The 23,963-nt window shown below is 62.4% G+C and carries 23 protein-coding genes; 16 read left to right on the top strand and 7 right to left on the bottom strand.

Features of this window, described 5'->3' with window-relative positions; all coding sequences use genetic code 11:
• Positions 1-26: 26 nt before the first annotated feature.
• Genes ABIB24_RS09430 through ABIB24_RS09450 form a run of 5 tightly spaced genes read left to right on the top strand, consistent with a single transcriptional unit; the run spans position 27 to position 6,896 of the window.
• Complete coding sequence (locus ABIB24_RS09430) at positions 27-2,561, top strand: efflux RND transporter permease subunit (protein WP_075045770.1); 2,535 nt, start codon at positions 27-29, stop codon at positions 2,559-2,561.
• Between the two features lie 44 nt (positions 2,562-2,605).
• Positions 2,606-3,577: a VOC family protein gene (locus ABIB24_RS09435; protein WP_046785898.1), complete on the top strand. Its 972-nt coding sequence runs from the start codon at positions 2,606-2,608 to the stop codon at positions 3,575-3,577.
• Positions 3,574-4,383, top strand: coding sequence for an enoyl-CoA hydratase/isomerase family protein (locus ABIB24_RS09440; protein ID WP_182328431.1), 810 nt, complete (start codon positions 3,574-3,576; stop codon positions 4,381-4,383). The genes ABIB24_RS09435 and ABIB24_RS09440 overlap by 4 nt, the downstream gene beginning before the upstream one ends.
• A gap of 28 nt (positions 4,384-4,411) precedes the next feature.
• Positions 4,412-5,233 carry an SDR family NAD(P)-dependent oxidoreductase gene (locus ABIB24_RS09445; protein ID WP_046785900.1) on the top strand — a complete coding sequence of 274 codons (822 nt, stop codon included), beginning with the start codon at positions 4,412-4,414 and terminating at the stop codon, positions 5,231-5,233.
• Between the two features lie 58 nt (positions 5,234-5,291).
• Positions 5,292-6,896 (top strand): phytoene desaturase family protein, encoded by a 1,605-nt coding sequence (locus ABIB24_RS09450; protein ID WP_046785901.1) that lies wholly within the window; start codon positions 5,292-5,294, stop codon positions 6,894-6,896.
• 47 nt (positions 6,897-6,943) lie between these two features.
• Here the strand turns inward: ABIB24_RS09450 and ABIB24_RS09455 are convergent, their stop codons facing one another.
• Complete coding sequence (locus tag ABIB24_RS09455) at positions 6,944-7,609, bottom strand: TetR/AcrR family transcriptional regulator (RefSeq protein WP_054573070.1); 666 nt, start codon at positions 7,607-7,609, stop codon at positions 6,944-6,946.
• 204 nt (positions 7,610-7,813) lie between these two features.
• Here ABIB24_RS09455 and ABIB24_RS09460 point away from each other — a divergent pair, with 204 nt between their 5' ends.
• The 5 genes from ABIB24_RS09460 (at position 7,814) to ABIB24_RS09480 (ending at position 12,735) form a co-directional block, all read left to right on the top strand.
• Positions 7,814-9,091, top strand: coding sequence for a cytochrome P450 (locus ABIB24_RS09460; RefSeq protein WP_169774697.1), 1,278 nt, complete (start codon positions 7,814-7,816; stop codon positions 9,089-9,091).
• A gap of 57 nt (positions 9,092-9,148) precedes the next feature.
• Positions 9,149-10,180 (top strand): hypothetical protein, encoded by a 1,032-nt coding sequence (locus tag ABIB24_RS09465; RefSeq protein WP_041505808.1) that lies wholly within the window; start codon positions 9,149-9,151, stop codon positions 10,178-10,180.
• A gap of 82 nt (positions 10,181-10,262) precedes the next feature.
• Complete coding sequence (locus ABIB24_RS09470) at positions 10,263-11,051, top strand: SDR family NAD(P)-dependent oxidoreductase (RefSeq protein ID WP_054573042.1); 789 nt, start codon at positions 10,263-10,265, stop codon at positions 11,049-11,051.
• A 30-nt stretch (positions 11,052-11,081) separates the two neighbouring features.
• Positions 11,082-12,371, top strand: coding sequence for an MFS transporter (locus ABIB24_RS09475; RefSeq protein ID WP_046785903.1), 1,290 nt, complete (start codon positions 11,082-11,084; stop codon positions 12,369-12,371).
• A gap of 13 nt (positions 12,372-12,384) precedes the next feature.
• On the top strand, positions 12,385-12,735 hold the full coding sequence (locus ABIB24_RS09480) for a nuclear transport factor 2 family protein (RefSeq protein ID WP_046785904.1): 351 nt from the start codon (positions 12,385-12,387) through the stop codon (positions 12,733-12,735).
• Here ABIB24_RS09480 and ABIB24_RS09485 read toward each other — a convergent pair.
• The 4 genes from ABIB24_RS09485 to ABIB24_RS09500 all read right to left on the bottom strand — a co-directional run bounded on the left by ABIB24_RS09485 (position 12,725) and on the right by ABIB24_RS09500 (position 16,502).
• A complete protein-coding gene (locus tag ABIB24_RS09485) occupies positions 12,725-13,564 on the bottom strand; it encodes an SDR family NAD(P)-dependent oxidoreductase (protein WP_054573044.1) in 840 nt (279 codons plus the stop codon). The two genes, ABIB24_RS09480 and ABIB24_RS09485, sit on opposite strands and share 11 nt — an antisense overlap.
• Before the next feature lie 78 nt (positions 13,565-13,642).
• Positions 13,643-14,878, bottom strand: coding sequence for an NAD(P)/FAD-dependent oxidoreductase (locus ABIB24_RS09490; protein ID WP_046785906.1), 1,236 nt, complete (start codon positions 14,876-14,878; stop codon positions 13,643-13,645).
• A 20-nt stretch (positions 14,879-14,898) separates the two neighbouring features.
• Positions 14,899-15,219: a 2Fe-2S iron-sulfur cluster-binding protein gene (locus ABIB24_RS09495; RefSeq protein ID WP_046785907.1), complete on the bottom strand. Its 321-nt coding sequence runs from the start codon at positions 15,217-15,219 to the stop codon at positions 14,899-14,901.
• A gap of 23 nt (positions 15,220-15,242) precedes the next feature.
• Positions 15,243-16,502, bottom strand: a complete 1,260-nt coding sequence (locus ABIB24_RS09500) for an MFS transporter (protein ID WP_075045768.1) — start codon at positions 16,500-16,502, stop codon at positions 15,243-15,245.
• Between the two features lie 307 nt (positions 16,503-16,809).
• On the opposite strand from ABIB24_RS09500, the gene ABIB24_RS09505 reads away from it, so the two are divergent.
• The 6 genes from ABIB24_RS09505 (at position 16,810) to ABIB24_RS09530 (ending at position 22,251) form a co-directional block, all read left to right on the top strand.
• Positions 16,810-17,046 carry a ferredoxin gene (locus ABIB24_RS09505; RefSeq protein ID WP_046785909.1) on the top strand — a complete coding sequence of 79 codons (237 nt, stop codon included), beginning with the start codon at positions 16,810-16,812 and terminating at the stop codon, positions 17,044-17,046.
• A 51-nt stretch (positions 17,047-17,097) separates the two neighbouring features.
• Positions 17,098-17,856 carry an SDR family NAD(P)-dependent oxidoreductase gene (locus tag ABIB24_RS09510; RefSeq protein WP_046785910.1) on the top strand — a complete coding sequence of 253 codons (759 nt, stop codon included), beginning with the start codon at positions 17,098-17,100 and terminating at the stop codon, positions 17,854-17,856.
• Between the two features lie 66 nt (positions 17,857-17,922).
• Positions 17,923-18,873 (top strand): VOC family protein, encoded by a 951-nt coding sequence (locus ABIB24_RS09515; RefSeq protein WP_046786388.1) that lies wholly within the window; start codon positions 17,923-17,925, stop codon positions 18,871-18,873.
• A 1-nt stretch (position 18,874) separates the two neighbouring features.
• Positions 18,875-19,759: a fumarylacetoacetate hydrolase family protein gene (locus ABIB24_RS09520; RefSeq protein WP_075045767.1), complete on the top strand. Its 885-nt coding sequence runs from the start codon at positions 18,875-18,877 to the stop codon at positions 19,757-19,759.
• 33 nt (positions 19,760-19,792) lie between these two features.
• Positions 19,793-21,373: an MFS transporter gene (locus tag ABIB24_RS09525; RefSeq protein ID WP_103469843.1), complete on the top strand. Its 1,581-nt coding sequence runs from the start codon at positions 19,793-19,795 to the stop codon at positions 21,371-21,373.
• Positions 21,374-21,480: 107 nt separating this feature from the next.
• Complete coding sequence (locus ABIB24_RS09530) at positions 21,481-22,251, top strand: IclR family transcriptional regulator (protein WP_196996667.1); 771 nt, start codon at positions 21,481-21,483, stop codon at positions 22,249-22,251.
• Positions 22,252-22,260: 9 nt separating this feature from the next.
• Here ABIB24_RS09530 and ABIB24_RS09535 read toward each other — a convergent pair whose 3' ends face one another.
• Both ABIB24_RS09535 and ABIB24_RS09540 read right to left on the bottom strand, forming a co-directional pair.
• Complete coding sequence (locus ABIB24_RS09535; RefSeq protein ID WP_051095800.1) at positions 22,261-23,451, bottom strand: thiolase family protein; 1,191 nt, start codon at positions 23,449-23,451, stop codon at positions 22,261-22,263.
• Positions 23,451-23,849 (bottom strand): Zn-ribbon domain-containing OB-fold protein, encoded by a 399-nt coding sequence (locus tag ABIB24_RS09540; RefSeq protein WP_046786390.1) that lies wholly within the window; start codon positions 23,847-23,849, stop codon positions 23,451-23,453. Before ABIB24_RS09540 ends, ABIB24_RS09535 begins: the two co-directional genes overlap by 1 nt.
• Positions 23,850-23,963: the final 114 nt, after the last annotated feature.

Genomic DNA, 23,963 nt, shown 5'->3' on the forward strand with positions numbered 1-23,963 from the left:
CACGATTCCCTAACGAGAAAGAAAACATGGTCGAGCAAAAATTCAACAGCGGGATGCCAGTGATCACCCACCTGGAGGACTTCGATAAAAGCTCCGGCGGCTGGTTTGAGCGGGTGATCTTCCGTAACCGCATGTTGGTCATCGTTGCCTGCCTGCTCGCCACCGTGGTGCTGGGCTTCTTCGCTGCACAGCTGCAGGTGAACGCCAGCTTTGAAAAGATGATTCCAAGCTCCAGCCCGTACATCAAGAACTACCTGGCTTACAAGAACCAGTTGCCGGGCCTGGGGAACAGCGTTCGTGTGGTGGTCGAGAACAAGACGGGCGATATCTACGACGCCGACTATCTGCTGGCCCTGCAGAAGGTCAACGACATGTTGTACCTGATTCCTGGCGTAGACCGCTCATGGATGAAGTCGTTGTGGATGCCCATCGTACGCTGGAAGGAGGTCACGGAGGAGGGCATCGATGGCGGGGCGGTGATGCCATCGGACTACGACGGCAGCGAACAATCCATCCAGGCCTTGCGTCGTAACATCACACGCGCCGGCATCATCGGCAATCTGGTGGCCAACGACAGCAAGTCGAGCATGCTAGTGGCACCGCTGCTCGATACCAACCCGCAAACCGGCGAGCCGCTGGACTACGGCGTGTTCTCCAAACAGCTCGAAGAGAAGATTCGCGCGTTAGAGAGCGACAAGATCGGCATCCACATCGTTGGCTTCAGCAAGCTGGTGGGCGACCTGATCGATGGTCTGTATTCGGTCATGCTGTTCTTTGGTGCCTCGGTAGTGATTGCAGGGGTGTTCGTGTACTTCTACACCCGTTGCCTGCGCAGTACGCTGCTGCTGGTAGGCGTAGCGGTGGCTGGCGTGGTCTGGCTGCTGGGGCTGATGCAACTGCTGGGTTACGATCTGGACCCTTACTCGATTCTGGTGCCGTTCCTGATCTTCGCCATTGGCATCTCCCATGGCACCCAGAAAATGAACGGCATTCTCCAGGACATCGGCCGCGGTACACACAAGTACGTGGCGGCGCGTTACACGTTCCGTCGCCTGTTCCTGACCGGGCTCACCGCGCTGTTGACCAATATCGTCGGTTTTGCAGTGCTGGTCATCATCGACATCCCAGTGATCCGCGATCTGGCCCTGACCACGAGCATCGGTGTGGCGGTACTCATCTTCACCAAGTTGCTGTTGATTCCGGTGGCGTTGTCGTACCTGGGCGTGAGTGCCAAAGCCGCGCGCATCGCAATCGCCAAGGACCAGGCGGGGGAGGCCGGACAAGGTATTTTGGGGCGTGTTTGGCGTGGCCTGGACCGTTTTACGGAGCGCCCGATGGCCACCGCGATCATTGCTTTGTCGCTGGTGGTGACACTGCTGGGCAGCATGGTGATGATGCACCTGAAGGTGGGCGACCTGGATCCAGGGGCTCCCGAGCTGCGCCCGGACTCGCGCTACAACCGCGACAATGCCTTCATTACCCAGAATTACGGGCTCTCCAGTGACCAGTTCGTGGTCATCATGAAAACCGACGAAGACAGTTGCAGGCTTTACCAGGCTTTGCAACGCATGGACAAGTTGGCCTGGCAGCTTAACCGGACTCCGGGGGTGCAGACCACCCAGTCTCTGGCCGAAACCGTGCGCATGATCAGTTCGGGTATGGCCGAGGGCAGCCCGAAATGGCTCAGTATCAGTCGCGACCAGGCCATTACCAACGCGGCGGTGGATGCGGCAATGATTTCCGCCCCTGGAATCACCAATCAGCAGTGTTCGGTTACCCCAATGATTGCCTACCTGGCCGATCACAAGGCAGACACCTTGAGCCGGGTTCTGAAAGTATCGGAAGCGTTCGCCAAGGAAAACAACACCAGTGCGGACGCCGATAACCCAGTGGAGTTCCTGCTGGCAGCGGGCAATGCCGGCATCGAGGCCGCAACCAACATCGAGGTCGAGAAGGGCATCATCACCATGTACCTGGCGGTGTACGGCGCAACGGCGCTGCTGTGCCTGCTGACGTTCCGCAGCTGGCGCGCGACGGTGGTTGCGCTGATCCCTCTGCTGATGACCACGATCATCTGCAAGGCGCTGATGGTGTGGTTGGGCATCGGCCTGAAGGTCGCGACGTTGCCGGTCATTGCGGTGGGCGTCGGTGTCGGCGTGGACTATGCGCTGTACCTACTCAGCGTACAGCTGGCGGTGCAAGAGCGCGGCGCCAGCCTGGCAGTCGCCTACCGTCGTTCGCTGGACTTCACCGGCCGCGTGGTCGCGCTGGTCGGCCTGACCATGGCGGCCGGGGTGATTACCTGGGCCTGGTCACCCATCAAGTTCCAAGCCGACATGGGCATCCTGCTGACCTTCATGTTCCTGTGGAACATGCTCGGGGCGCTGGTCCTGATCCCGGCACTGTCACATTACCTGCTCAACCCCAGACGCAACGCCAAGGCCGGGACCACCCTGGATCTTGACGAGGCCCGCGTGCAGCAGCGCCCCGACAAGCCTGCAAGCGTGGCCAAACGCCATGCATTGCCCGCGCCCACCGTACGCGGCGTGCCCGCTGACTGAAAAGGCCGGGTATAGGCCTTGCCAACCCCTTTGAGGAGAGAGAAATGTTCGAATTACTGATGAGTGCCGACATGATGGTGCCGGACCCGGACGCCATGACGGAAATACTGGTCGACAAGCTCGGTATCTACAAGCATGAACGCTGGCGCCAGGCGTTCGACAATCACCCGTACATTGCGCACTTTCTGCGGGTGCACAAGTCTCTGGCAGTGTCTCCCACGCGCATTGAGCCGCAGTGGCACCTGGATCGCCCCAATCCGGGCGACCCGCTGTTCCATGAGTTCCTGGAGAGTCTAAAGGACTACCAGGGCCGCCATCGGCCCATGCTGACCCACTCCATCGTGCTGGCGCTGCATGGTGACAAGTTCGATGCGCTGGTGGACAAGCTGATGCGCCGTCGCCTGCCTTTTCGCATGGCGCAGCGTACCCCGGAAATGCCATTCGATCGTCTATGGCTCGGTGCGACCCCCGAGAAGCCCTGTTACCAGCCGTCCGTGGATGGGGGCCTGTGCATCGAGATCATGCCGACCGAGCCATTGCAGATGCCGGCCGAAACCTACCAACTGCCGCCGGTCAAGCCGCGAGATCTCAAGCCCGGCGACATGGTGCGCGTGACCGCCCGTGGGTTCCTGGTGCGAGACCTGGATGAAACTCTGCGCAAGATTTCCACCAACCTGGACTGGGAACCGAGCGGGCCGGTAGAGCATATCGCCGGTGAAGGATATCGCCGTGCACGCATGGGGTTCAGCGTGCCCAACAGCGCCACCCTCGATGTACTGGAGGCCACTTATTGGAACACTGATGCCGGCCATTACCTCAACAACTGGGGGCCGGGCCCTTACTACATCCGCATCGGCGTCAACGACTTGGCCGCCAAGGCCGAGGACCTGCGCGCCCGCGGCACCCGTTTTGAGTGGGTTGAGTCATCGCAGGCGGTGGACGGCCGGGCGCTGATCAAGGTCGACCCGCAAGAGCTCAATGGTCAGGTGTTCGAGTTTGAGGAGTGCCCTGCATGAGCACAGCGCTGAGCGAGCAGGTGATCAACGAGGCGGTGCGCGTGGAGTGTGACGCACGGGTCGGCTGGGTGGTACTGACTCGCCCCAACCAGATCAACGCCATCAATGACGCGATTCGTCAGGGGGTACCGCAGGCGCTGACCCTGCTGCAGCAAGATCCCGAGATTCGCGTGATCGTGATTCGTGGTGAAGGCGAGCGCGGCTTCTGCGCCGGCGCCGACATCAAGGAACGCCGTGGCCCTGAATCCAGCCTTCAGGTTCGCCAGCGCATGGAAAAGGTGCGCTGGATCGAAGCTCTGGACGGTATCGCCAAGCCGGTGATCGCGGCCATCCACGGCTACTGCATGGGCGGCGGGCTGGAGCTGGCGTTGGCCTGCGACATTCGCTTCGCGGCGCCCAATGCGGTGTTTGCGCTGCCGGAAACCGGCCTGGGGCTGATCCCCGGTGGCGGCGGCACGCAACGTCTGTCGCGTGTGGTCGCACCGGGCCAGGCACTGGACATGCTGCTTTCTGGTGATCGCATGGATGCAGCACAAGCGCAGCGCATCGGGCTGGTAAGTCGGGTGGCCAGCGACAACCACGGCCTGCTGGAGGAGGTCACGACCTTTGCCCGGCGTATCGCCGCCAAGCCGCCCACCGCATCGGCCTTCGTCAAGCAGGCGGCCCGTGCCGCGCTGGAGTTGGACCTCAAGAGCGGACTGAACCTGGAGCTCGACTTGTTCGCGCTGCTGGCACCTACCCACGACGCGCGCGAGGCTGCCCAGGCCTTTAGCGAACGGCGTGAGCCGCGTTTCACCGGCGAGTGACGGGCTCACTTACAACAAGGAAATCCACATGAGTACAGGCAAGCTGGCAGGACGGGTGGCCATCATCACGGGCGCCGGTGGCGGGTTGGGGGCAGAATGCGCCCGCGTGCTCGCCTCCCATGGTGCGAGCATCGCCGTGGTCGACATCAACCTGGACGGGGCCACGACGGTTGCCCAATCGTTGCTCGACGAAGGGCACCAGGCGTTGGCGATTCGCACCGACGTGTCGTCGGAGGCCGACGTCCAGGCGATGGTTGCCCAGGTCAGGCAGCGGTTTGGTCGTATCGACGTACTGCACAACAATGCGGCAATCCTCAATGCTGAGCAGCGCCAGGCAGACCGCGATTTCGTCAATCTCGACATGGCGGCCTGGGACCGCGCCATCGCCGTTAACCTGCGCGGCGCGGTGTTGTGCACCAAGCACGTGATCCCGGCCATGCTGGAACTGGGCAAGGGCTCGATCATTTTCGCCACCTCGGGGCTCGGTATGCAGGGTGACATGTCCCTGACCGGATACGCTACCTCCAAGGCCGGCCTGATGATGTTACCGCGCATGGTGGCCTCGCAGTACGGCAAGCAGGGCATTCGCGGCAATGCCGTACAGATCGGTTTGGCGCCCTCCGAACACGCCATGCCGCCGGCGTTGCTAGACATCCTGCGCGACAACCACTGTACCGCCGAACTAGGCACCCCGCGCCAGATCGCCGATGTCGTGGCGTTCCTGGCGAGCGACGAGTCGTCCTTCGTTACCGGCAGCACACTGGTGGCCGATGGCGGGTTCAGTACCCACACCCCTTCATTGGTGGCCATGCGCTCGCTATTCGCGCAGATGGGCAGAACTGGCATGTGACCCCCGCGGCGACGCGTACCTGCGTCGCCGCAGCTGACCTTCGACTTGGAAGCATGTGATGAACCAGACGCAATCCGCAGTAAACCCTGATTTTGATGTGATCGTGGTCGGCGGGGGCACCAATGGCCTATCTGCTGGCTGCTACCTGGGCATGGAGGGCAAGAAAGTGCTGGTGCTCGAAGCCCTGGACAAGGTGGGTGGCATGGCCTCCTCGGGCTACCTGATACCTGAGGCGCCGCAGCACTTGGTTCACCCCTGCGCGCTGGACATGATGTCGATGCGCGTGCACGCCCACGTGCCGGCGGAGCTTGGCCTGGAGCAACACGGCTTCAAATCGGTGGAACTGGCGCCGGGGTATGTGTATCTGCACCCGGACGGCCAATCGCTGATCTTCTGGCGTGACCGCGAGCGTACCGCTGCCGAGATCCGCCGCTTCAGCACCCGCGACGCCGACGCGTTTCTTGAATTCATGAAGGTCATCGACCTGTTCCTGGAGATCGCGCTGCCGATGATGCGGGTCGATCCGGCCAAGGCCAACCTGGGGGTCAAGCTGCGGATGGTCGCCACAGCAATCAGGCATAGGGCCCTGAAGCCCGAACTGATGGCGCTGATGACTGGGTCGGCTCTGCAGGCGGCGCGCGAACGATTCGAGCATCCGATCACCCGCTCGGCGATGTGCGCGCTTACCGGGCTTGCGGGCGACATCACAGCCGACGGCGGTGGCATCTACTACGCCCTGCTAGGGTTCCTGCACCGCTTCGGTGTGGGGCGGGTGATGGGCGGCATGCAGCAGTTGAGCAATGCCATGCGGGCCCGCCTGGAGGCGTTGGGCGGCCAGGTGCTGGTGTCGGCCAGCGTCAGTGAAATCGTGGCCAGTGACGGCGTGGTCAAAGGCGTGAAATTGGCCGATGGCCGTACCTTCTCTGCCCGCGCCGTGATTGCCGGCTGCCACCCCCGGCCGGCGCTGGAGATGGTCACTGCCGGTCAGCTTCCCAAGCATCTGCTGACCCGCATCGCCATGGCCCCGGCCAACGCCAAGGGCTCGGGCCCGTTGAAGGTGGATGTGGCCCTACGCGGGCAGATTTCGCTGCCACGCTTCGAGGCGGTGCGCGGCGATGGTGTCGACTTGCGCAACACCTGTCTGCTGATCGGCACCGAAGAGGCCGTGCTGGAGAACTTTGCCGCCTGTGCGCGGGCCGAAGTGCCGACCTTGCCCTACATCACCATGGCCGTACCCAGCGCCGCCGACCCGTCACAGGCGCCTGAGGGCCAGGATGTGCTGTACATCTACCCACCGGTGATGCCGGTCAACCCGAATGAAGGGTGGGATGCCCTGCGTGAGCGAGTGGCTGATCAGGTGATCGAGCAGTTGTACGCCTATGTCGACGGTATCGAGGGGCAAATCATCGGCCGACGCATCGAGGCTGCCCCGGACTTCACCGCGCGCCTGAATACCGTGAATGGTTGCGTGGTGCATATCGATACCACTTCGATGCGCTCCAGCACCATGCGCCCGGCGCACGGCCTGGGTGGCGATACGCTGCCGGTGGCGGGGTTGTACTTGGGCAGTGCGGGCATCCATCCTGGGGGTGGAGTCAATGGCATGGCAGGCCGGCTGGCGGCCAGGCGGGTCAGCCGCTACCTGAGCAAGTCGCGGCGCTGAAAAGCGCCCCGTCTACAGGGGCCGCAGACAGACGAAACCGGCAGCCGTCAGAGGCTGCCGTTTTTCTTTTCTGCGTTCAGAGACAGGCTCGCAATGACGAAGTCGGCCGAGTATTGGCGCCAGGTAATCATGCCTTCGGCAGAGTCGGTATCCAGGCCAGCGAGGGTCGACATCGAATAGCGGTTGGTGAACCAGCCCGTGGTCACCAGCGAGGCACAGGCCAGTAGCAGGCGTGGGTTGATGTCGGCGCGAAAATCCCCGCTGGCGGCGCCCCTGCGTAGGATGGCGTCGAGCTTGGCAATCAGTGCCGGCGCCATTTCTTGGAAATGATTACGAGGTGTTTCGTGGGCGTCGTGATAGCGAATGCCCTCCAGCGCCAGGCTGCCGAGGAAGGGGTCGAGCCGGTACTGGTCGAAGAAGTGATTGAGGACGGCACGCAGCGCCACAGGCGGTGGCAGTTGCTCGACCTCCAGGTTCACCAGCTCGGACATGATGTGGCTCGACGACTCGTCCAGTACCGCTACGAACAGGCCTTCCTTGGAACCGTAGTAGTGGTAGACCAGCTGTTTGGTGACGCCGGCCTCCCGAGCTATTTCTTCCACCCGTGCCCCAGCCAGGCCTTTCTTGGCGAACTCGACACGTGCAGCCGCGAGCAGCCGTTTCATCGTGCTGCGCTTGCCCTGTTCGACACCGTCTGTTGCTTTGACTACCACCCTGGACTCCTCATGCCGGTGTTGGCCCTTGTTGTTCACACCTTGAAGCATTTACCCGGCTGCCTTCGTTTGACCCCGAGTCAAACGAATCGGAGCCGCCCCTTACAGACAAGGGCATACCATAGGTTGGCAGGCGATACATCCTACGTAAAGCGCAGAAATATCGGTGCGCAGGCAAGAATAAAAACAACACAGGAGATCCTGATGAGCAACGAAAGTGCAGCCCTGGACCTGGCAACGGCGTACAACGCCGTGTCGGAAATGTACCGCGGTACCGATCTGGACATTCACGCGGTGTGCCGCGAGCAACGATTGAAATCACCCATCTACGAAGGCGATTTCATCACCCAGTTCGGCGTGCCGACCAATGCGGGCACTCAGCAGGGCACGCGCCCGACCTTCGCGTTGTTCAAGTACCAGGACGTGATGAGCGTGCTGCGCGACGGCGCCACCTACACCAACGGTTTCATCGCTGAGGGCCTTGGTGCGTTTTTTGATGGACTGATCATCCTGGCTATGGACGGTGACGAGCACCGCAAGGTGCGCGCCTTGTTGCAACCGGCGTTCATGCCCGAAACGGTCAACAAGTGGCGTCCGCAGATCGACCAGGTGATCCGCGAGGAATATATCCATCCGATGCTGCCGGCGAAAAAGGCCGACCTGATGAAGTTCGGCCTGGAGCTGCCGATTCGCATCATGTACGCACTGATGGGGTTTCCCTCCGACGACCCGTCCAAATACAAGCAGTACGCGGCCTGGGCACTGGCCATCGTGGGGGGCAACCAGATCGACCCGAGCAAGATGGTCGAGGCGCGCCGCCAGGCCGGGATCGCGGTTAAAGGGCTATACGACGCGCTGGCCGAAGTGGTGGTGCAACGCCGTCAGGCGGGCAGCCAGGGCGACGACGTGGTGGGCCGCCTACTGCGCGCCGAATACGAGGGGCGCACGCTGAACGACCATGAGGTCATCACCTTTACTCGCTCGTTGCTGCCGGCGGCAGGTGAAACCACCACGCGCATGTTCGGCTCGGTCATGACCCTGCTGCTGACCACGCCGGGCCTGCTGGAGCGGGTCAAGGCCGACCGCAGCCTGATTGCCAAGCTGATGGACGAAACCACGCGCTTCGAGCCGGTGGCCACCTTCAAGGTGCGCGAGACGGCCAAGGACGTCGAATTCCATGGCGTAAAAATCCCCAAGGGTTCGTTCGTGCAGTGCATGGTGGTATCGGCCAACCGCGACGAAGACGCCTTCGAAAACCCTGACGTGTTCGACATCGACCGCAAGCCCAAGCCTTCCTTCGGCTTCGGTTTCGGTCCGCACATGTGTATCGGCCAGTTTGTCGCCAAGGTCGAGATCAGTTGCGCGGTCAACGCCATCCTCGACCTGTTGCCCAACCTGCGCCTGGACCCCAGCCAACCGCTGCCGATGATTAGCGGCGCGCAGCTGCGCGGCGTATCCAGGTTGCCAGTGATCTGGGACTGAGCCTACCTCGGATACCACATTTAGCTTTACGGCCTTACAAAAACAACAGAGGGCACTATGAGAACGTTCAAGACCATTCCAGAGCGCGGCGACTTCGGCTTCCAGCAACTGGTGGGCCCGCACAAGGTAAGCGGCGCCTCGATGTCGGCCGAGCGCGGCTTTTTCGGCCTGCACCTGAGCAAGAGCTCACCCTTCGGATCGGTGCGCGATGAGCAAGGCAACATCTATTCCTTCGTTCGCTCGCTGATGGCCCCCAACGGCACGCCGAACCCGACCAAGTTCTTTTACCTGAACAACCATGTCGACAAGGTCAACCTGCGCATGGACCACGAGAAGATGGCCAAACAGGCGCTAACGCCCATGCCCGTGCACAGCCTCGACGGTGATACCGCGCGCTGGGCCAGCCAACCGGGGGAACCGGGCAATGCCTGGGAAATCACTGCCAGCAGCGAACGCCTGACCTGGAAGGAGGAGGGCCTGTTCGCTATCGAGGGTCGCCTGCTCGGGCCGGGTTTGCAATGGTACTTGCCGGGCGTGGAGTGGGGTACGTTCTATGTTTCGCAGTTGTGGGATGTGGCGGGCGTATGCGAGGGTCGGCCGGTCAAAGGTGCGCTGGCGCTGGACCAGTTCTACATGGCTGAAGGCGGCGCCATCCATTTCAAGAAAGACCTGGTGGTGAACAACAACAAGCACGTGATCTGGTGGTCGTTCGTCACCGTGTACAAGGACGGCACCTGGGATACCGGCTCGTTCATGGTCGGCCACGACCATCTCGGCTATGCCTTCTTCAACAATGAAAAAGGCGAAGTGCGGGTGACCACCGACATCGAAGGCCAGACCGAGCACAAGGACGGTAGCTACTTCCTGAAGTCGGCGCGGATCGTGCTGGAAGGCAAGGAAGAATGGGAGTTCCTGCCGGACGAGCGGGGCGAGATGATCGATTTTGTCGGCGGCTTCCCGATCACTGCCCAGCAGGAAGGGCGCTGGCGTCGGGTAGGCGATACCCGTGAGCCGTCGCACTGGCTGGGCTGGGGTGAATCTGACCGGCGCAACGGTTCGGCGCGTAATGTGCCTGGCAAGGATCTGTAACGCTGCACTGTGCGCCTGCCTCGGTGGGCAGGCGTATGCATAAAGCAAAACCCTCAACCAATAACAACAACGGGGAACCGCGATGAAGTTTCGCGACAAAGTAGTACTGGTAACCGGTGCGGGTCGTGGCATGGGTCGGGCGATTGCACTGGCCTACGCGCGCGAAGGGGCGCGGGTGGTGGTCTCGGCACGTACTGCGCGCTACGGTGAAGACACCGTCGAGCAGATCCGCGCACTGGGCGCCCAGGCATGCCTGGTGGGCGGCGACATTGCCGACCGCGATGCCATCAGGTCGATGGTCGAGGGCGGCGTGGCGCAGTTCGGCGGCCTGGATATCGTGGTGCACTGTGCCGCCGACACCCGTCACGGGTTGATCGCCGAGATGCCGGACGACGCGTTCGATCACATCGTGCGCAGCAATATCCAGTCGCTGTTCTGGCTGGCCAAGGACAGCGCGCCGTACCTGTCCAAGGCCCCCGACAAGGGCCGGCTGATCTTTATCTCCTCCGGTGAAGCCAACCGCAAATACACCCCGCGGCTGATCGCCTATGGTTCCAGCAAAGCTTTCATGAATGCCTTCGCCCGTGGGCTGGCGGTGGAATTCGGCGCCATGAACATTCTGGTTAACGTGGTCGAGCCCGGCCTTATTGGCACTGATCACATGCTCGAAACCCTGGGCGAGGAGCTGCCCCACAAGCTGGCGGCGCATTTTCCGGTCGGGCGTCTGGGCGAGTCTGCCGACATTGCCAATGCGGTGCTGTTCCTGACCTCCAACGAGGCGTCGTATATCACTGGCACCTCGTTGCTGGTGGACGGGGGCGCCACCATGGTGGCGTTGCCCAAGGTCGAAGAAATCCTCAAGGGCCAGTAACGCGCCGCGCTGCTACGGGAGTGAAAGTGCATGACTACAGACACACGTGAGCGCCAACGCGCTGGCAACGATTTTTCCGAATTCAGGCGCGGCTGGCGCGTGGTGCTGTTGGGGCTGTTCGGCATCTGCACCAGCATCACCGCCGCCTTGCTGTATGCGTTCGGCACCCTGGTGATTCCGCTGGAACAGGCCTTCGGCTGGAGCCGGGGCGACTTGCAGGCCTCGATTTCCTTTCTGTTCGCCGGGGTGGCCATCTCCACCCAGATGGTCGGTTGGCTGTATCGGCGCTACGGCCTGCGTCGGGTCGCCATCGTCTCGATCATGCTGCAGATCGTCGGCTACTTCGCCATCACCCAGATCCAGGGGGCAATCGCCTGGTTGTACCTGGCGTTCTTCAGCATGCCGATCGTCTGTGCCGGTACCATCGCCATCACCTGGACGCAGCTGGTCAACCTGTGGTTCGAGCGTAACCGGGGGCTGGCCCTGGCGGTGATCCTGTGCGGCACCGGTCTGATGGCGATGATCCTGCCTCCGTTATTGTCCCGGCTGATAGGTGCCTATGGCTGGCAGGCCGGTTTCATTGCCCTGGGGGCGATGCCGCTGCTGTTCACGCTGCCGCTGGCGTTGATGTGGTTGCGCATGCCGGTCGAGGTCGCCGCGGCCGACCCTTTGACGGCGCAGCCGCAACCGTCGTTGTCGGGCATGAGCTTCAGACAGGCGCTGCGCTCGGGCAAGTACTGGGGTTTCAATATCGCGTTGATCCTATCAGTGTCATTGACAGTGGGCATGGTCACCAACATTGTGCCGATGCTGCAAAGCAAGGGCCTGAGCGCGCAGCAGGCCAGCCAGATCTTCAGTACGTTCGGCATTTCGATCATTGGCGGGCGCCTGCTGGTGGGGTACCTGCTGGACCGCTACTCGCCGTCGCTGGTGGCGGCGGTGAGCCTTGCGTTACCGGCACTGGGGTGCGCAATCTTCTTTTTTGGCGGCTCGCAGCACGTACCGCTGTTGATGCTGGCGACCCTGTGCATCGGTGCCAGTGCCGGCGCCGAGTTTGACCTGGCGGCGTTTCTGATGGCGCGCTACTTCGGCCTGAAGGACTACGCGCGCATCTTTGGCCTGCACCTGTGCCTGATCACCATCGTGTCCGGCCTGGTGCCGATGCTTTTCGGCCACCTGTTCGATGTGTACGGCAGCTATTCGGCAGTACTGGTGAGCTGCTTCTTCTGCGCCATCATCGGCCCGATCATTCTGCTGTGGCTGAGAATGGAACCGGCATTTCAAGCGCTGCAGCGTCAGCTCAAACAACAAACTGCCTAGGGACGACCCTTACATGACAATGGACAAACACGTGATCGAAGACTTTCTGCACGGCCAGGTCGACTGCTGGAACCGCGGCGACAAGGAAGGCTTTTTTGCCCACTACCGCAGCGTGTCACCCAATGGCTTGAGTATCGAGTATGTTGGCAAGCCGCAGCATGACGCTTGGCAGGTGCTGGAGGGCATGTGGGCGCAACAGCAACCCAAAGTTCGGGTCGAGGTACGCCAGTGCATCATCAATGGCAATGAAGTGGCGTGCCACCACTTGAACGCTTTTCGCGAGCAGGACGGTGGCATAGAGACGATCGAGCTGTACCGGTTCGAAGGGGGGCGGTTGTCCGTGCGTTACTTCATCAACCAGTAGAACCATCGGTAGAACAGGAGAGCTCGCGCCAGGCTTCTATCTGAGCGAGCATTCCGGTGAGCTTGACGCTGATCTGGCCGTAGGCGTCGGAACCGGCCAGGTAGCGCAATGGTGGCTGGTCGGTGTTGGCCAGGCGCACCAGGGCTTCGCCCAGCTTCGCCGGGTTGCCGCCCTGTTGATGATTGCCGGCAGCCGACGCAGCCTTGACCTTGGCCGTGAACGCGGCGTAGTCCTGCAACCCGCGTTCACCGAACATTGCGGAGCTGGCATCGAGAAAGTCGGTGCGAAACACCCCGGGTTCCACCAGCGTGACCTTGATGCCGAACTGCGCTACCTCCTGGGCCAGGGATTCGGAGAACCCCTCCACCGCGAATTTGGAGGCGCAGTATAGTGCGGCGCCTCCCATGCCTAACACGCCGGCCATGGACGACACATTGAACAGGTGGCCGCTACGTTGTGCGCGCATCACCGGCAGCACGGCGCGGCACACGTTGAACACACCGAACACATTGGTGGCGAACTGCTTTTCGGCATCGCTCGGCAGGTTGTCCTCGAAGGGTGCCAGTTGGCCATACCCGGCGTTGTTGACCAGCACGTCGATTCGACCGAAGCGGGCCACTGCCTGCTCCACGGCGGCCAATGCCTGCGCTTGATTGCTGACTTCGAGGGGCACCGCCAGCACCCGGTCGCCGTACTCGGCAAACATGCCTTGCAGGTGCGCCAGGCGCCGGCCACTGACCACCACGCAGTCACCGTCCGCCAATGCCGCCCTGGCAATGGCGGCGCCCAACCCGCGGCCCGCACCGGTAACAAACCAGACCTTGTTCATTGCATCGCTCCATCAGGTTGCGCAAACGCCGCGCTGGGCCCTTGGGGGTACAGTGCGGCGAGATGTGGGTGAGGGCTGTCAGTCGCGGTTAGCCGCTTCCCAAGTCTTGAGGTCGAAACCTTCGGCTGCTGCTTGAGCCGCCGTCAGCCTGGGTGCGCGGGCGAGAATCTTGCGCGCGGCCATGTGGTCGCCCAGGCGGTTGCAAGACTCCACAGCCACCAAGCGCTCATTGCGAAAGCACAGCACCGAAAGTTGCCGGTCATGGGCAGAACCGAGCACAACCGTGCTGTCGTAGCCGCTGGACAGCCCGGCGATCTGCAGCTTTAGGTCGCCTTGATCGGTCCAGAACCAGGGTAGGGCGGCATAGGGCGAGGGCTTACCCATCAGGCGCGCGGCCACGGTACGCGCCTGGTCGATGGCGTTCTGCACCGACTCGAGTCGGGTGTGCTGCTCTTCGTTCTGTACACATGGAAAGCTGGCCACATCACCGAGTGCGGAAATCTGTGGGTCAGAGGTGAGTAGGTGGGCGTCCACCTTGATGCCGTTCTCGATGTCCAGGCCGGCCTCGGTGGCCAGTTGCGTATTGGGGATAACGCCGATGCCGAATACCACCAGGTCAGCCGGCAGGGTGCGGCCATCTGCGGTTTGCACGCCGCACACCTTGCCGTTGTCGTCGAGAATGCGGGCAAGGCCTTGGCGGAAATCGAAGTGCACGCCCCACTGCTCATGCGCCTGGCGAAACAACTCGGACATTTCCCGCGACACCGCACGCGCCATGGGGCGCTCGCCCAGCTCCAGCACATGCACCTGCGCACCCTGGGCGGCGGCTACCGCGGCAAACTCGAGGCCGATAAAGCCTGCGCCGACCACCACCACGTTGCGCGCCTGCCTGGCCAGCGGCGCCAGGGCGTCGGCATCGGCCTTGGTCTTGATGCCGAACACCTGAGGCAGCTCCGCGCCAGGCACTGGCAGCGGGCGGTTGTGCGCGCCGGTCGCCAGTATCAGGTGGTCATAGCTCAGGGCGGTGCCGGAAGCCAGCACCACGCGGCGGTTGAGCCGGTCGATGGCGGTGGCCGGGTCGTGCAGCAGCTCGATGCGCTGGGTGGCGTAGAACTCGGCCGGGCGGAATAGCAGGTTGTTTTCCTGGATCTTGCCGAGCAGGTAGGCCTTGGACAGTGGTGGGCGTTGGTAGGGCAGGCCGGGTTCATTGCCGATCAGGGTGATACGGCCTTCATAGCCTTCCTGGCGCAGCGATGCGGCCACTTGGAATCCGGCTTGGCCGGCACCGACGATAACGACTGAGGCGAGGGTCATGAGTACTCCTTGCAACGCATTCAGAATTGCGAAGAGGGCAGGTGCAGTACCATGCCTTCCATGTCTTCACTGATAATCAGTTGGCAGCTCAGGCGGCTGTTGTCACGACGCTCGAAGGCGTACTCGAGCATGTCACTCTCCATGCTTTCCGGTGCCTGCACCTTGTGCAGCCACGCTTCGTCTACGTAGGTGTGGCATGTGGCGCAGCTGCAGGCGCCGCCGCAATCGGCGGGCAGGCCCGGCACGCTAGCGAACGTGGCGGCCTGCATGACCGACTGGCCGACTTCGCCGTTGACCTGATGGTGGGTGCCGTTATGTTCGATAAAGGTCAGTGTGGGCATGTTCTGCTCCGTTTCTTGTGGGCTCAGGAGTGGCTGGGCAAGGGCTGCGCGTCGAAGCGCGGCACTCGTCCAAGGGTCAGTAGCAACAGCGGGCCGACCACGCAACATGCGGCGCTGTACACCAGCATGGCGGTGTATGAGCCGGTACGTGCGAGTAGGAAGGCGAACAGCAGCGGCGCCAAGGCCGATGCCACGGTATTGAGGCCCTGGTGCACACCGAATAACCGGCCGTATTCACGCAGGCCGAAGTAGCGCGCAATCAGGAACGCGGCGATATCAAACTCTGCCCCGGCGCCGAACCCGACCAGCACGGCTGCCAGCATCAGGGGCATGAACTCGGTGGTGCCACTCAGGTATACCAGGCAGCCGACAGCGGGCAGCAGCAGGCTGCACGCTGAGACCACCGGCGGCCACAGGCGGTCGAGCAGATAGCCGATGACCATACGCCCCAGGATCAGCGAAATACCGAAGCCGCTGAAAATGGTGGCCGCATCTGCCGCCGATAGCCCCTTGGCTTGGAGCATCGGCACCGTGCTGGTGACCATGCCGACAATCGACGAAATTACCAGGCCCAGCGCCAGGTTGCAGGTCCAGAATTTCAGCGAGCACATGCCTTCGCGAAAGCTCATGCCCGGCAATTGCTCCAGGGCGTCCTGCCGGGTGGTATCGGCGGCCTTGGGCAGCTTGAACCACAGCAGGATCAGCGGCAGCAGCACCAGCAGGTTGAGCAGCGCAAGGATCACGAAGGCCGCACGCCAGTCCCACTGCTCTATGCCCCACGTCATCAGCCGGGGAACGGTGGCGGCGGTGACGCCGGTACCTGACAGGCCAATGGCCAGCGCCAGGCCGCGATTTCGGTCGTACCAAAGGCTGATCAGTTGGGTCCAGGTCACGGCCAGTGCGCCCATGCCCACGATCGGCAGCAGCGCAAAGGCCAGGTACATCGACCAGATCGAAGAGCTGACCTGGGTGGTGGCCAGGTAGCCGACCGACAGCAGCAACAGGGACACCACGGTGACGCGCCTCATGCCAAAGCGCAGGTTGAACCAGCCCACTAGTTGCAGCGACACCACCGCGCCGCCAAACAGGAAGGTGATGCACGCCTGCAATTCGCTTTTGCCCCAGCCAAAGGCATCGCCCAGCGGTACCACTAGCGTGCCAAAACCGTACAGAAGCGCGGCATTGATGCTGATGGCCACGCCGGCAACTGACAGAAGCAGGATTCTCCAGCTGTGCCGGAACTCGTGCAGGTCGATGGCCGCCTGGTTTTTCGAAGGGTTCATGAGTTGGCTTCCTTGTAGGTTTTGTTGAGCCAAACACTGCATTTTTTGTGTGAAAACCGTGATTTCCGGTTTGTCCAGCACAGCCGTATGACTCACAGACAAACGAATGTGCTGCGCTGCGCACCCAGTTGAATCACCCTCGGTCACGCCATGTTCAACATCGCGCTGACCGCAGAGCGTTTGCCAGGGCGCAACCGTGGTTCACTGCTGCAACTGAGGCCGAGCATATCCTCGCTAAAAATAAATTGCACATAAAATAAATAAGTGTTCATAATTTGCTGAGACTGAACCTGATAAGGAGAAAAAAATGAGTTCAGAAAAAGCGCAGTTCAAAGCTGTTGCCGACCGTAGCCGCTGCTGTGGTTACGGCCTGTGCGCCACCATTTGCCCCAGTGTGTACAAGCTCGATGCCGACGGCCTGGTGTACTTCGATGACGCTCGGGTACCCCCCGAACTTGAAGAAGATGCCCGCGAGGGCGCTGCTGCTTGCCCGGCCGAAGCAGTATGGCTGGAGCCCATCGACGCCCAAGACTGCCCCGCTTGAGTACACACTCACTTGAGAGGGTGTCATTACCAACGAGTTGAGGAGGTGCTGATGGGACGTTTACACAACAAGGTGGCCCTGATTACCGGCACCGGAGGCGGCCAAGGCCGTGCGGCAGCGCTGCGCTTTGCCCGTGAAGGGGCGATCGTGGTCGGGTGCGACTTCAATGCCGAGGGCCACGAACAGACCCGTGCCCTGATGAGCGACGAGGGGTTTACCTTGTATGGCACTGCCCCCGTGGACCTGGGCGATCACGAGCAGGCCAGGGCGTGGATCGAGGCGGCCGTCGCCGAGCACGGGCGCATTGATGTTCTCTACAACAACGCTTCAGCAGCGCGCTTCGGCCTGGTGAGTGAGCTGTCGATCGAAGACTGGCAGTACACCCTGCGTAATGAAATCGACCTGCTGTTCTATACCACCAAGTACGCCTGGGCATACCTGGCCGAGCAGCGCGGAGTGATTATCAACGTTTCTTCCACTGCGGCGTGGGGCGGTTCGAAGGTGGCCGGTATCAGTGCCCACGCGGCAGCCAAAGGCGCGGTAGTGTCGTTTACCCGGCAATTGGCCGTGGAGGGAGCAGCCGTCGGTATTCGTGCCATCAGCCTGAGTCCTGGCTTCGTCGCCACGCCTGGCACTCAAGCGTTTCTGGAAAACCCCAAGGCCCGCGCCATGCTGCTCGACGGTGTGCTGATGGATCGCCCCGGCGAACCTGAAGAGGTGGTGGCGCTGGCGGTGTTCGTGGCTTCCGAAGAGGCCTCCTTCATTACCGGTTCGGACTTTGTCATAGACGGCGGGCTGCTGGCGGTCTAGCCCTGCTGCGACAGCGCGAGCGATAGTTGGCATCGTTTCATCTCGAACAAGAACAAGGTGAACAAATTGGACATCATTGGTATCGGTTATATGGGCTTCGAAACCCCTGATCTTGACGCCTGGCGCGAGTATGGCCCGCAGGTGATGGGCTTTGGTATCGGCAAAAATCCGCCCGGCGACCCGGCGTCGCTGTATTTCAGAATCGATGATCGCCGTCACCGCTTCGCATTCCATCCGGGTAAGGTGGACCGCATCGCGTATATCGGCTGGGAAGCCATCGGGCGCATGGCGTTCGAGGATGGGATCAGGAAGCTCGAGGCCGCCAACGTGGCCTACACCCGTGGTGACGCGCAGCTGTGCGAGACCCGCGGCGTGCGTGAGGTGGTGCGTTTTCGTGACCCGGTCGGCTACCAACATGAGTTGTTTTACGGACAGAAATGGCTGCCGCGTTCATTTCAGCCAGGGCGCCCCCACAGCGGCTTTCTGGCCGACGAGCGCGGTGCAGGGCACGTAGTGCTGATCACTCCGGAGTACACCCCGGAACTTGAAGACTTCCTGCTCAATGTCATGGGCTTCAGCTGGTATGGCGCGGGAGCGGGCAAGGGGCGTACCGGCTTCTTCCGCTCCCGGCTCAACCATCACACCAGCCACGACATCGCCTATGGCCATGGGCCCGGGCGAATGGGCGTCCAGCACGTCGGGCTGTTCGTTCGCAACGTGCGTGATGTGGGCGAGACCTACGATATCGTGCGCCAGCGCGAACTGCCGATGATGATGACGCTCGGCCAGCATGCGCAAGACCCGCACCTGTCCTTCTATCACTACAACCCCTCGGGTTTTGCCTTCGAAACCATTGCTGAAATCGAGCCGTGGCAAGGCGACCCCTACGAGCTGAACCCCGAAAAACTGAGCCTGTGGGGCCACGAGATGGTGGGGCCCATCCTGGGACCGAGTGTCAAGACTCCCGAAGAGGTCCATGACGCCGAGTATCTGCCTACCTACCTGGCCCGGCAGTGACATGCGCCTGGCGCGGATCGAGCTGGGCGGGCAGGCGTTCTGGGCATTGGTAGACGCCAGCAGCGAGCACTGCAGGCAGGTTCGGGCGCCGTTCGCGTGCTGGGCGCGGCTGGGCGCGGGGCTGCACCTGGACGCTCTGGACCTGGCTGGCGAACGCCTGCCGTTGGCCCGGGCACGTTTGCTGCCGCCATTGGAACCGGGCAGCCGCGTGTTCGGCGTGGGCCTGAACTACCTGAGCCACCTCGAACGCCTGGGCAGTCAGGCCCCGGCACACCCACTGGCCTACCTCAAGCCCGAGTCGGCCTTGGTCGGGGCCAATGACCCGATCAGGTATTCGCCGCTGACCAGGCAACTGGATTACGAGGTGGAGCTGGTGGCGGTAGTGGGGCGAGCGCTGCAGGATGAACCCCGCGCCAGCGCCTGCCTTCTGGGTTTCACTGTGGGTAACGACATCAGTGCACGCGATGCGGGCCAGCAGATCGGGCGGCTCGACCTACTGACCCAGAAGGCCATGGACTGCACCACGCCCGCAGGGCCGTGGATCGTGACGGCTGACGAGCTGGGCGGCGAGCAGCAGCCTGCGCTGGAGATGCGCCTGAGCGTCAATGACGAAGTACGCCAACACGACAATACCCAGCACATGATCTTCCCCCTGGACGAGCTGCTCAATTACCTGGATGCACGGATCAAGCTGCGCCCCGGCGACCTGGTGTTCACTGGCTCCACGCACGGGGTGGGCCTGGAAAGCGGGCGCTTCCTGCAACCGGGTGACCAGGTGGTGGCGCAAATCTCCGGCATCGGCCAGCTGCGCAATACCATTGCTGCGCCGTGCCCGCTCGGCCCGGCCCGCGCGGTGGGGCGCCTGGGGCTGCCGCTGGATCACTAAACCCTGATGGGCTAGACGTTCTAAGGAGCAATGATGAGCGAGGGTTCGGCGTGGGCGCCATTTCGCAACCGGGCCTTTCGGGGCTTGTGGCTGGCCGGTGCGGTGGTGAATCTGGCGATCTGGATGCAGACGGTCGGCGCAGCGTGGATCATGACCACGCTTACCGCCTCACCAATCATGGTGTCGCTGGTGCAAAGCGCGGTGACACTGCCGGTCTTTCTATTCGCACTGCCGGGCGGGGTGCTCGCCGACCTGGTCGACCGACGTCGCTGGCTGATCGTCACCCAGTGCCTGATGGTGTTCGCGGCCATCATGCTCAGCCTGTTGGCCGGGTTCGAGCGCCTCGAAGCCTGGGGGCTGCTGGCTTTCACCTTCGTGCTGGGCACCGGCAGCGCGCTGGGTATGGCGGCGTGGATGGTGACCATGATCAGCGTGCTGTCGCGTGATCAGGTACCGGCAGCGGTCGCCCTGAATGGCATTGCGGTCAACGCCACCCGTGCCCTGGGGCCGGCCTTGGCCGGGGCGTTGATTGCCTACTGGAACAACACGTCTGTGTTCGTGCTGATCGCGCTGTGCATGGGCGCCGTGATGTTCTTTCTGTTGCGCCTGGCGCCGGCACCGCCTGTCCACGGGCTTCCGCCGGAAACCCTGATAGGCGGTATGCGCAGCGGGCTGCGCTACATTCGCCATTCGGCGGTACTGTCCAGCGCAATGCAGCAGGTGCTGGTGTTCACTGCCAGCGCCAGTGCTCTGTGGGCGCTGATGCCCCTGGTTGCGCGCCAGCAACTGGGCATGGGCGCCGGTGGCTACGGCCTGCTGATGGCATTCCTGGGGGCGGGGGCGGTACTGGCTGCACTGAACTCACCTCGCCTGCATCGCAGGCTCGGCCTGCGTCAACTGATTGCCTGCGGTACCGCCGCCTTTGCCGCCGCCGCGCTGGCCGCTGCGTTGTCGAGCAACCGCTACCTAGTGTGCGTCATGATGCTGTGTGCCGGGTTCGGCTGGATGGCGGTCAACGCCACGCTCTCTTCGGTGGTGCAGACTTATGCCGCCAACTGGGTGCGCGCCCGCGTAGCGTCGATGTACGTATTGACCCTGATGGGCGCGATGGCCTTCGGTGGCGCCGCCTGGGGGGTGCTGGCCGAGTATGCGGGGCTGCAGGCAAGCCTGCTGGTTTCGACGCTGTGCCTGTTCGCCGGGGTGCTACTGACGCGTAACGGCCGTGTGGAACTGGGCCAAGAAGCCGACTTTGCACAGGCGCCGCTGACCGACAACCTTCAATTGCAGGCCCCAGTGGCGCACGCCGACGGGCCGGTTTCGGTGGAGGTGATATACGAGGTGCCTGCGCCGCAGCGAGATGATTTTCTGTTGGCGGTGTATGCGGTAGGCAAGGCGCGGCGGCGCAATGGCGCGCAGAACTGGCGGCTCTACCGCGACATGGCCGAGACGCAACGCTACAGCGAACGGTTCATCGTCGAGTCCTGGCTCGACTACTTGCGCCAGCAGGTGCGGGTGACCCAGGCCGACCTGGCTCTGGAAGGGCTTTTGCAGCAGTTTCGCCGCGAAGACCTGCAAACCCGCCGGCTGATCTACCAGCCGCCGCTGAACCCATAGGCTCCGGATCGCGGTAAATTCCCATGTAAAACTTTACGGGGCGAGTAATTCTCAGGCTAGAATGTTGGTAACAACTAGTTACCGGACGCAGTATGGACACTTCAGACATGAGCGACACCGCCAAATCGGCCAATGCAACCCTCGTCAAGCCGGTATCCAACGCCATACGCATCCTGCGTCATCTGAGCCAGGTCGGCAAACCTGAACGCTCCTTGGATATCGCCCGGCAGCTTTCCATCAACCCCAGTACCTGCTTCAACATCCTGCGTACCCTGGTGCAGGAGGATGTGGTCGATTTCAGCCCGCTGTCCAAACGCTACTCAGTGGGCTCCGGCCTGGCGCGCCTGGTGGAGCAACTGGTGACTCAGGGTCATCGCGTGCAGATGGCCAAGCCGTTGTTACAGAACCTTGCGTCGCGGCTGCGGGTGACCATCACGCTGTGGCGCAAGATGAGTCCGGACCGGATCGTGATCGTCAGCTCCGCGGCCAGCCCCACCGATGTGCGCATCGACATGGCCGAAGGCCAACGACTGCCGATCCTGATGGGCGCAAGCGGGCGACTGTTCGCCACTCAGCTCGACATGCACGACCCGCTGGTGGAAAGTAATTTCGAGAAGATCCGCTGGGCCCGGCCGTTGTCTCTGGAAAATTACCGCGAGGACGTCAAAGTGGCTGCCGAGCGCGGCTGGGCGATGGACGATGGGCATTTTTCCGGCGGTATCCTGGCCGTGGCAGCGCCGATCTATTCTCCTTCCAACAGCATCGAGTTCACCGTTTCGGCGGTGATGTTCCGCGGCCAGCGCGACGAAGAGGGCCTTGCCGAGATGGGCAAGGCGCTGATCGAGTTCTGCAACGAAGTGGCCTGCGTACTCTACTGAACCCCGTCGCTATTCGCGTACCAACAGTAAGCTGCCCCCCAGCGGGCCGCCGCCTGCGGCCACCGTACTGACGCCATGGTCGCGGGTTTGCCGGCCTTCGGCGCGCCCCCACAGTTGCAGGCACGCCTCGTGCACATAGCCCAGCCCGTGGGTGCGCCCGCCTGACAACTGCCCGCCATTGGTGTTGATCGGCAAGCTGCCTTGCAGCGCGATACGCCCTCCACCTTCGACAAAGGACCCGCTTTCACCCACCGGGCACAGACCCAGGGCTTCCAGCCAGATCAGGGTCAGGATTGAGAAGCCGTCGTACAGCTGCGCTGAGCCGACGTCCTGCGGGGTGTAGTCGGTGCGCGCCCACATCATCTGGCCGACATCGAAGGCGGCCATCCGGGTCAGTGAAATCTGGTCCCACGACCAGGGCTGGTTCAGCGCGGCGCCCATCGCCTCGATGCGGATCGGCCTGTTCGGCAGATCCTGGGCGACATCGCGATGCGACAGGATGATCGCGGTAGAGGCATCGCAGTGCACATCGCAGTCGAACAGGCGCAGGGGCGAGGAGATCATCCGCGCGTTCATGTAGTCGTCCATCGTCATGGGCGTGCGGTACACCGCCTTGGGGTTGCGCATGGCATTGCGTCGGCAGGTGAGGGCGATCTGTGCCAGTTGCTCGGGGCGGGTGCCGTACTCGTGAAAATGGCGCTGGGCATACAGGGCCATCAGGTTGATTCCCGAATGCACATTGAATGGGGTGAACCATTGCCAGGCGTAGCTGTTGTCGCGGCCCTGGGTTTTGGCGGTCAAGGCGCCGGCCTGGCGGTTGACTGCGCGTGCCGAGGCTTCGGTGATGGTGCGGAACACCAGCACATGCTTGCATAACCCGGCGGCGATCGCCATCGCCCCGTTGATCACCCCAGCCAGGGGACCCGGTCCTTCGTAGCCTGCGCCAAACCAGTTGACGTTGAGCCCCAGTGCACTCTTCAGTGCGCTGGGCCCCACCGGGGAAAACGGGTCGCCATTGTTGTTGTCGCCGGGCCAGCAGGCCACCCCGTCGATATCGCTGCGTTGCAGCCCAGCGTCGGCAATCGCTTGCAGGCACGCATCGAGGGTCAGACGCATGGCTGATTTGTCCGACGGCCGGCCGACTTCCGACTGGCCGATGCCGGTGATGGCCACGTCTTTTTCGTAACGGTGATCGAACATCATTGAGCCCTCTCGAACAGGGGCAGCCACACGTCCTCGACATTGAGGAAACTGACCCGAACCGGCATGTCGATGTGCACATCCGTGACCGGCATGCCCACTACGTTGCTGATGAACTGCAAGCCGGCCTGTTCGGCGAGTTCGATGATCGCCACCACGTAGGGCACCTCTAGGTCGGGCGTCCAACCCTGATAGTTGATGGTGAAGCTGAGCACCTTGCCCCGGCCAGACACCACTTCGGGGCCCACCTCAAAGCTGGCGCACTGCGGACAGAGCGGAGCAGGCGGGTGAAAGTAGCGGCTGCACGCGGCGCAGCGGTGGATCAGTAACTGGCCCGTTTCACCGCCTTGCCAGAAGGCGCGGTTGTCGGCGTTCAGTGCAGGGAGTTTTCTAGGCATCAGCAGTCCGTGGTGAATGTTTGACATGGAGTCACACAGTATCATTTGCACATATTTTGGAAAAGTGTCATATATTGGCTTAGGCGAAAGCACGAATCGACCGTTCGCGCGGTA

The sequence above is a fragment of the Pseudomonas sp. UYEF17 genome, from assembly GCF_040546125.1.
GTDB lineage: Bacteria > Pseudomonadota > Gammaproteobacteria > Pseudomonadales > Pseudomonadaceae > Aquipseudomonas > Aquipseudomonas putida_Z.

Excerpts from the sequence above, each read along its gene's own strand:
- ABIB24_RS09435 (WP_046785898.1), top strand. The coding sequence starts at position 2,606 with ATGTTCGAATTACTGATGAGTGCCGACATGATGGTGCCGGACCCGGAC.
- ABIB24_RS09450 (WP_046785901.1), top strand. The coding sequence starts at position 5,292 with ATGAACCAGACGCAATCCGCAGTAAACCCTGATTTTGATGTGATCGTG.
- ABIB24_RS09470 (WP_054573042.1), top strand. The coding sequence starts at position 10,263 with ATGAAGTTTCGCGACAAAGTAGTACTGGTAACCGGTGCGGGTCGTGGC.
- ABIB24_RS09510 (WP_046785910.1), top strand. The coding sequence starts at position 17,098 with ATGGGACGTTTACACAACAAGGTGGCCCTGATTACCGGCACCGGAGGC.
- ABIB24_RS09465 (WP_041505808.1), top strand. The coding sequence starts at position 9,149 with ATGAGAACGTTCAAGACCATTCCAGAGCGCGGCGACTTCGGCTTCCAG.
- ABIB24_RS09460 (WP_169774697.1), top strand. The coding sequence starts at position 7,814 with ATGAGCAACGAAAGTGCAGCCCTGGACCTGGCAACGGCGTACAACGCC.
- ABIB24_RS09525 (WP_103469843.1), top strand. The coding sequence starts at position 19,793 with ATGAGCGAGGGTTCGGCGTGGGCGCCATTTCGCAACCGGGCCTTTCGG.
- ABIB24_RS09430 (WP_075045770.1), top strand. The coding sequence starts at position 27 with ATGGTCGAGCAAAAATTCAACAGCGGGATGCCAGTGATCACCCACCTG.
- ABIB24_RS09495 (WP_046785907.1), bottom strand. The coding sequence starts at position 15,219 with ATGCCCACACTGACCTTTATCGAACATAACGGCACCCACCATCAGGTC.
- ABIB24_RS09480 (WP_046785904.1), top strand. The coding sequence starts at position 12,385 with ATGACAATGGACAAACACGTGATCGAAGACTTTCTGCACGGCCAGGTC.
- ABIB24_RS09500 (WP_075045768.1), bottom strand. The coding sequence starts at position 16,502 with ATGAACCCTTCGAAAAACCAGGCGGCCATCGACCTGCACGAGTTCCGG.
- ABIB24_RS09520 (WP_075045767.1), top strand. The coding sequence starts at position 18,875 with ATGCGCCTGGCGCGGATCGAGCTGGGCGGGCAGGCGTTCTGGGCATTG.
- ABIB24_RS09485 (WP_054573044.1), bottom strand. The coding sequence starts at position 13,564 with ATGAACAAGGTCTGGTTTGTTACCGGTGCGGGCCGCGGGTTGGGCGCC.
- ABIB24_RS09530 (WP_196996667.1), top strand. The coding sequence starts at position 21,481 with ATGAGCGACACCGCCAAATCGGCCAATGCAACCCTCGTCAAGCCGGTA.
- ABIB24_RS09440 (WP_182328431.1), top strand. The coding sequence starts at position 3,574 with ATGAGCACAGCGCTGAGCGAGCAGGTGATCAACGAGGCGGTGCGCGTG.
- ABIB24_RS09445 (WP_046785900.1), top strand. The coding sequence starts at position 4,412 with ATGAGTACAGGCAAGCTGGCAGGACGGGTGGCCATCATCACGGGCGCC.
- ABIB24_RS09505 (WP_046785909.1), top strand. The coding sequence starts at position 16,810 with ATGAGTTCAGAAAAAGCGCAGTTCAAAGCTGTTGCCGACCGTAGCCGC.
- ABIB24_RS09535 (WP_051095800.1), bottom strand. The coding sequence starts at position 23,451 with ATGTTCGATCACCGTTACGAAAAAGACGTGGCCATCACCGGCATCGGC.
- ABIB24_RS09490 (WP_046785906.1), bottom strand. The coding sequence starts at position 14,878 with ATGACCCTCGCCTCAGTCGTTATCGTCGGTGCCGGCCAAGCCGGATTC.
- ABIB24_RS09475 (WP_046785903.1), top strand. The coding sequence starts at position 11,082 with ATGACTACAGACACACGTGAGCGCCAACGCGCTGGCAACGATTTTTCC.
- ABIB24_RS09540 (WP_046786390.1), bottom strand. The coding sequence starts at position 23,849 with ATGCCTAGAAAACTCCCTGCACTGAACGCCGACAACCGCGCCTTCTGG.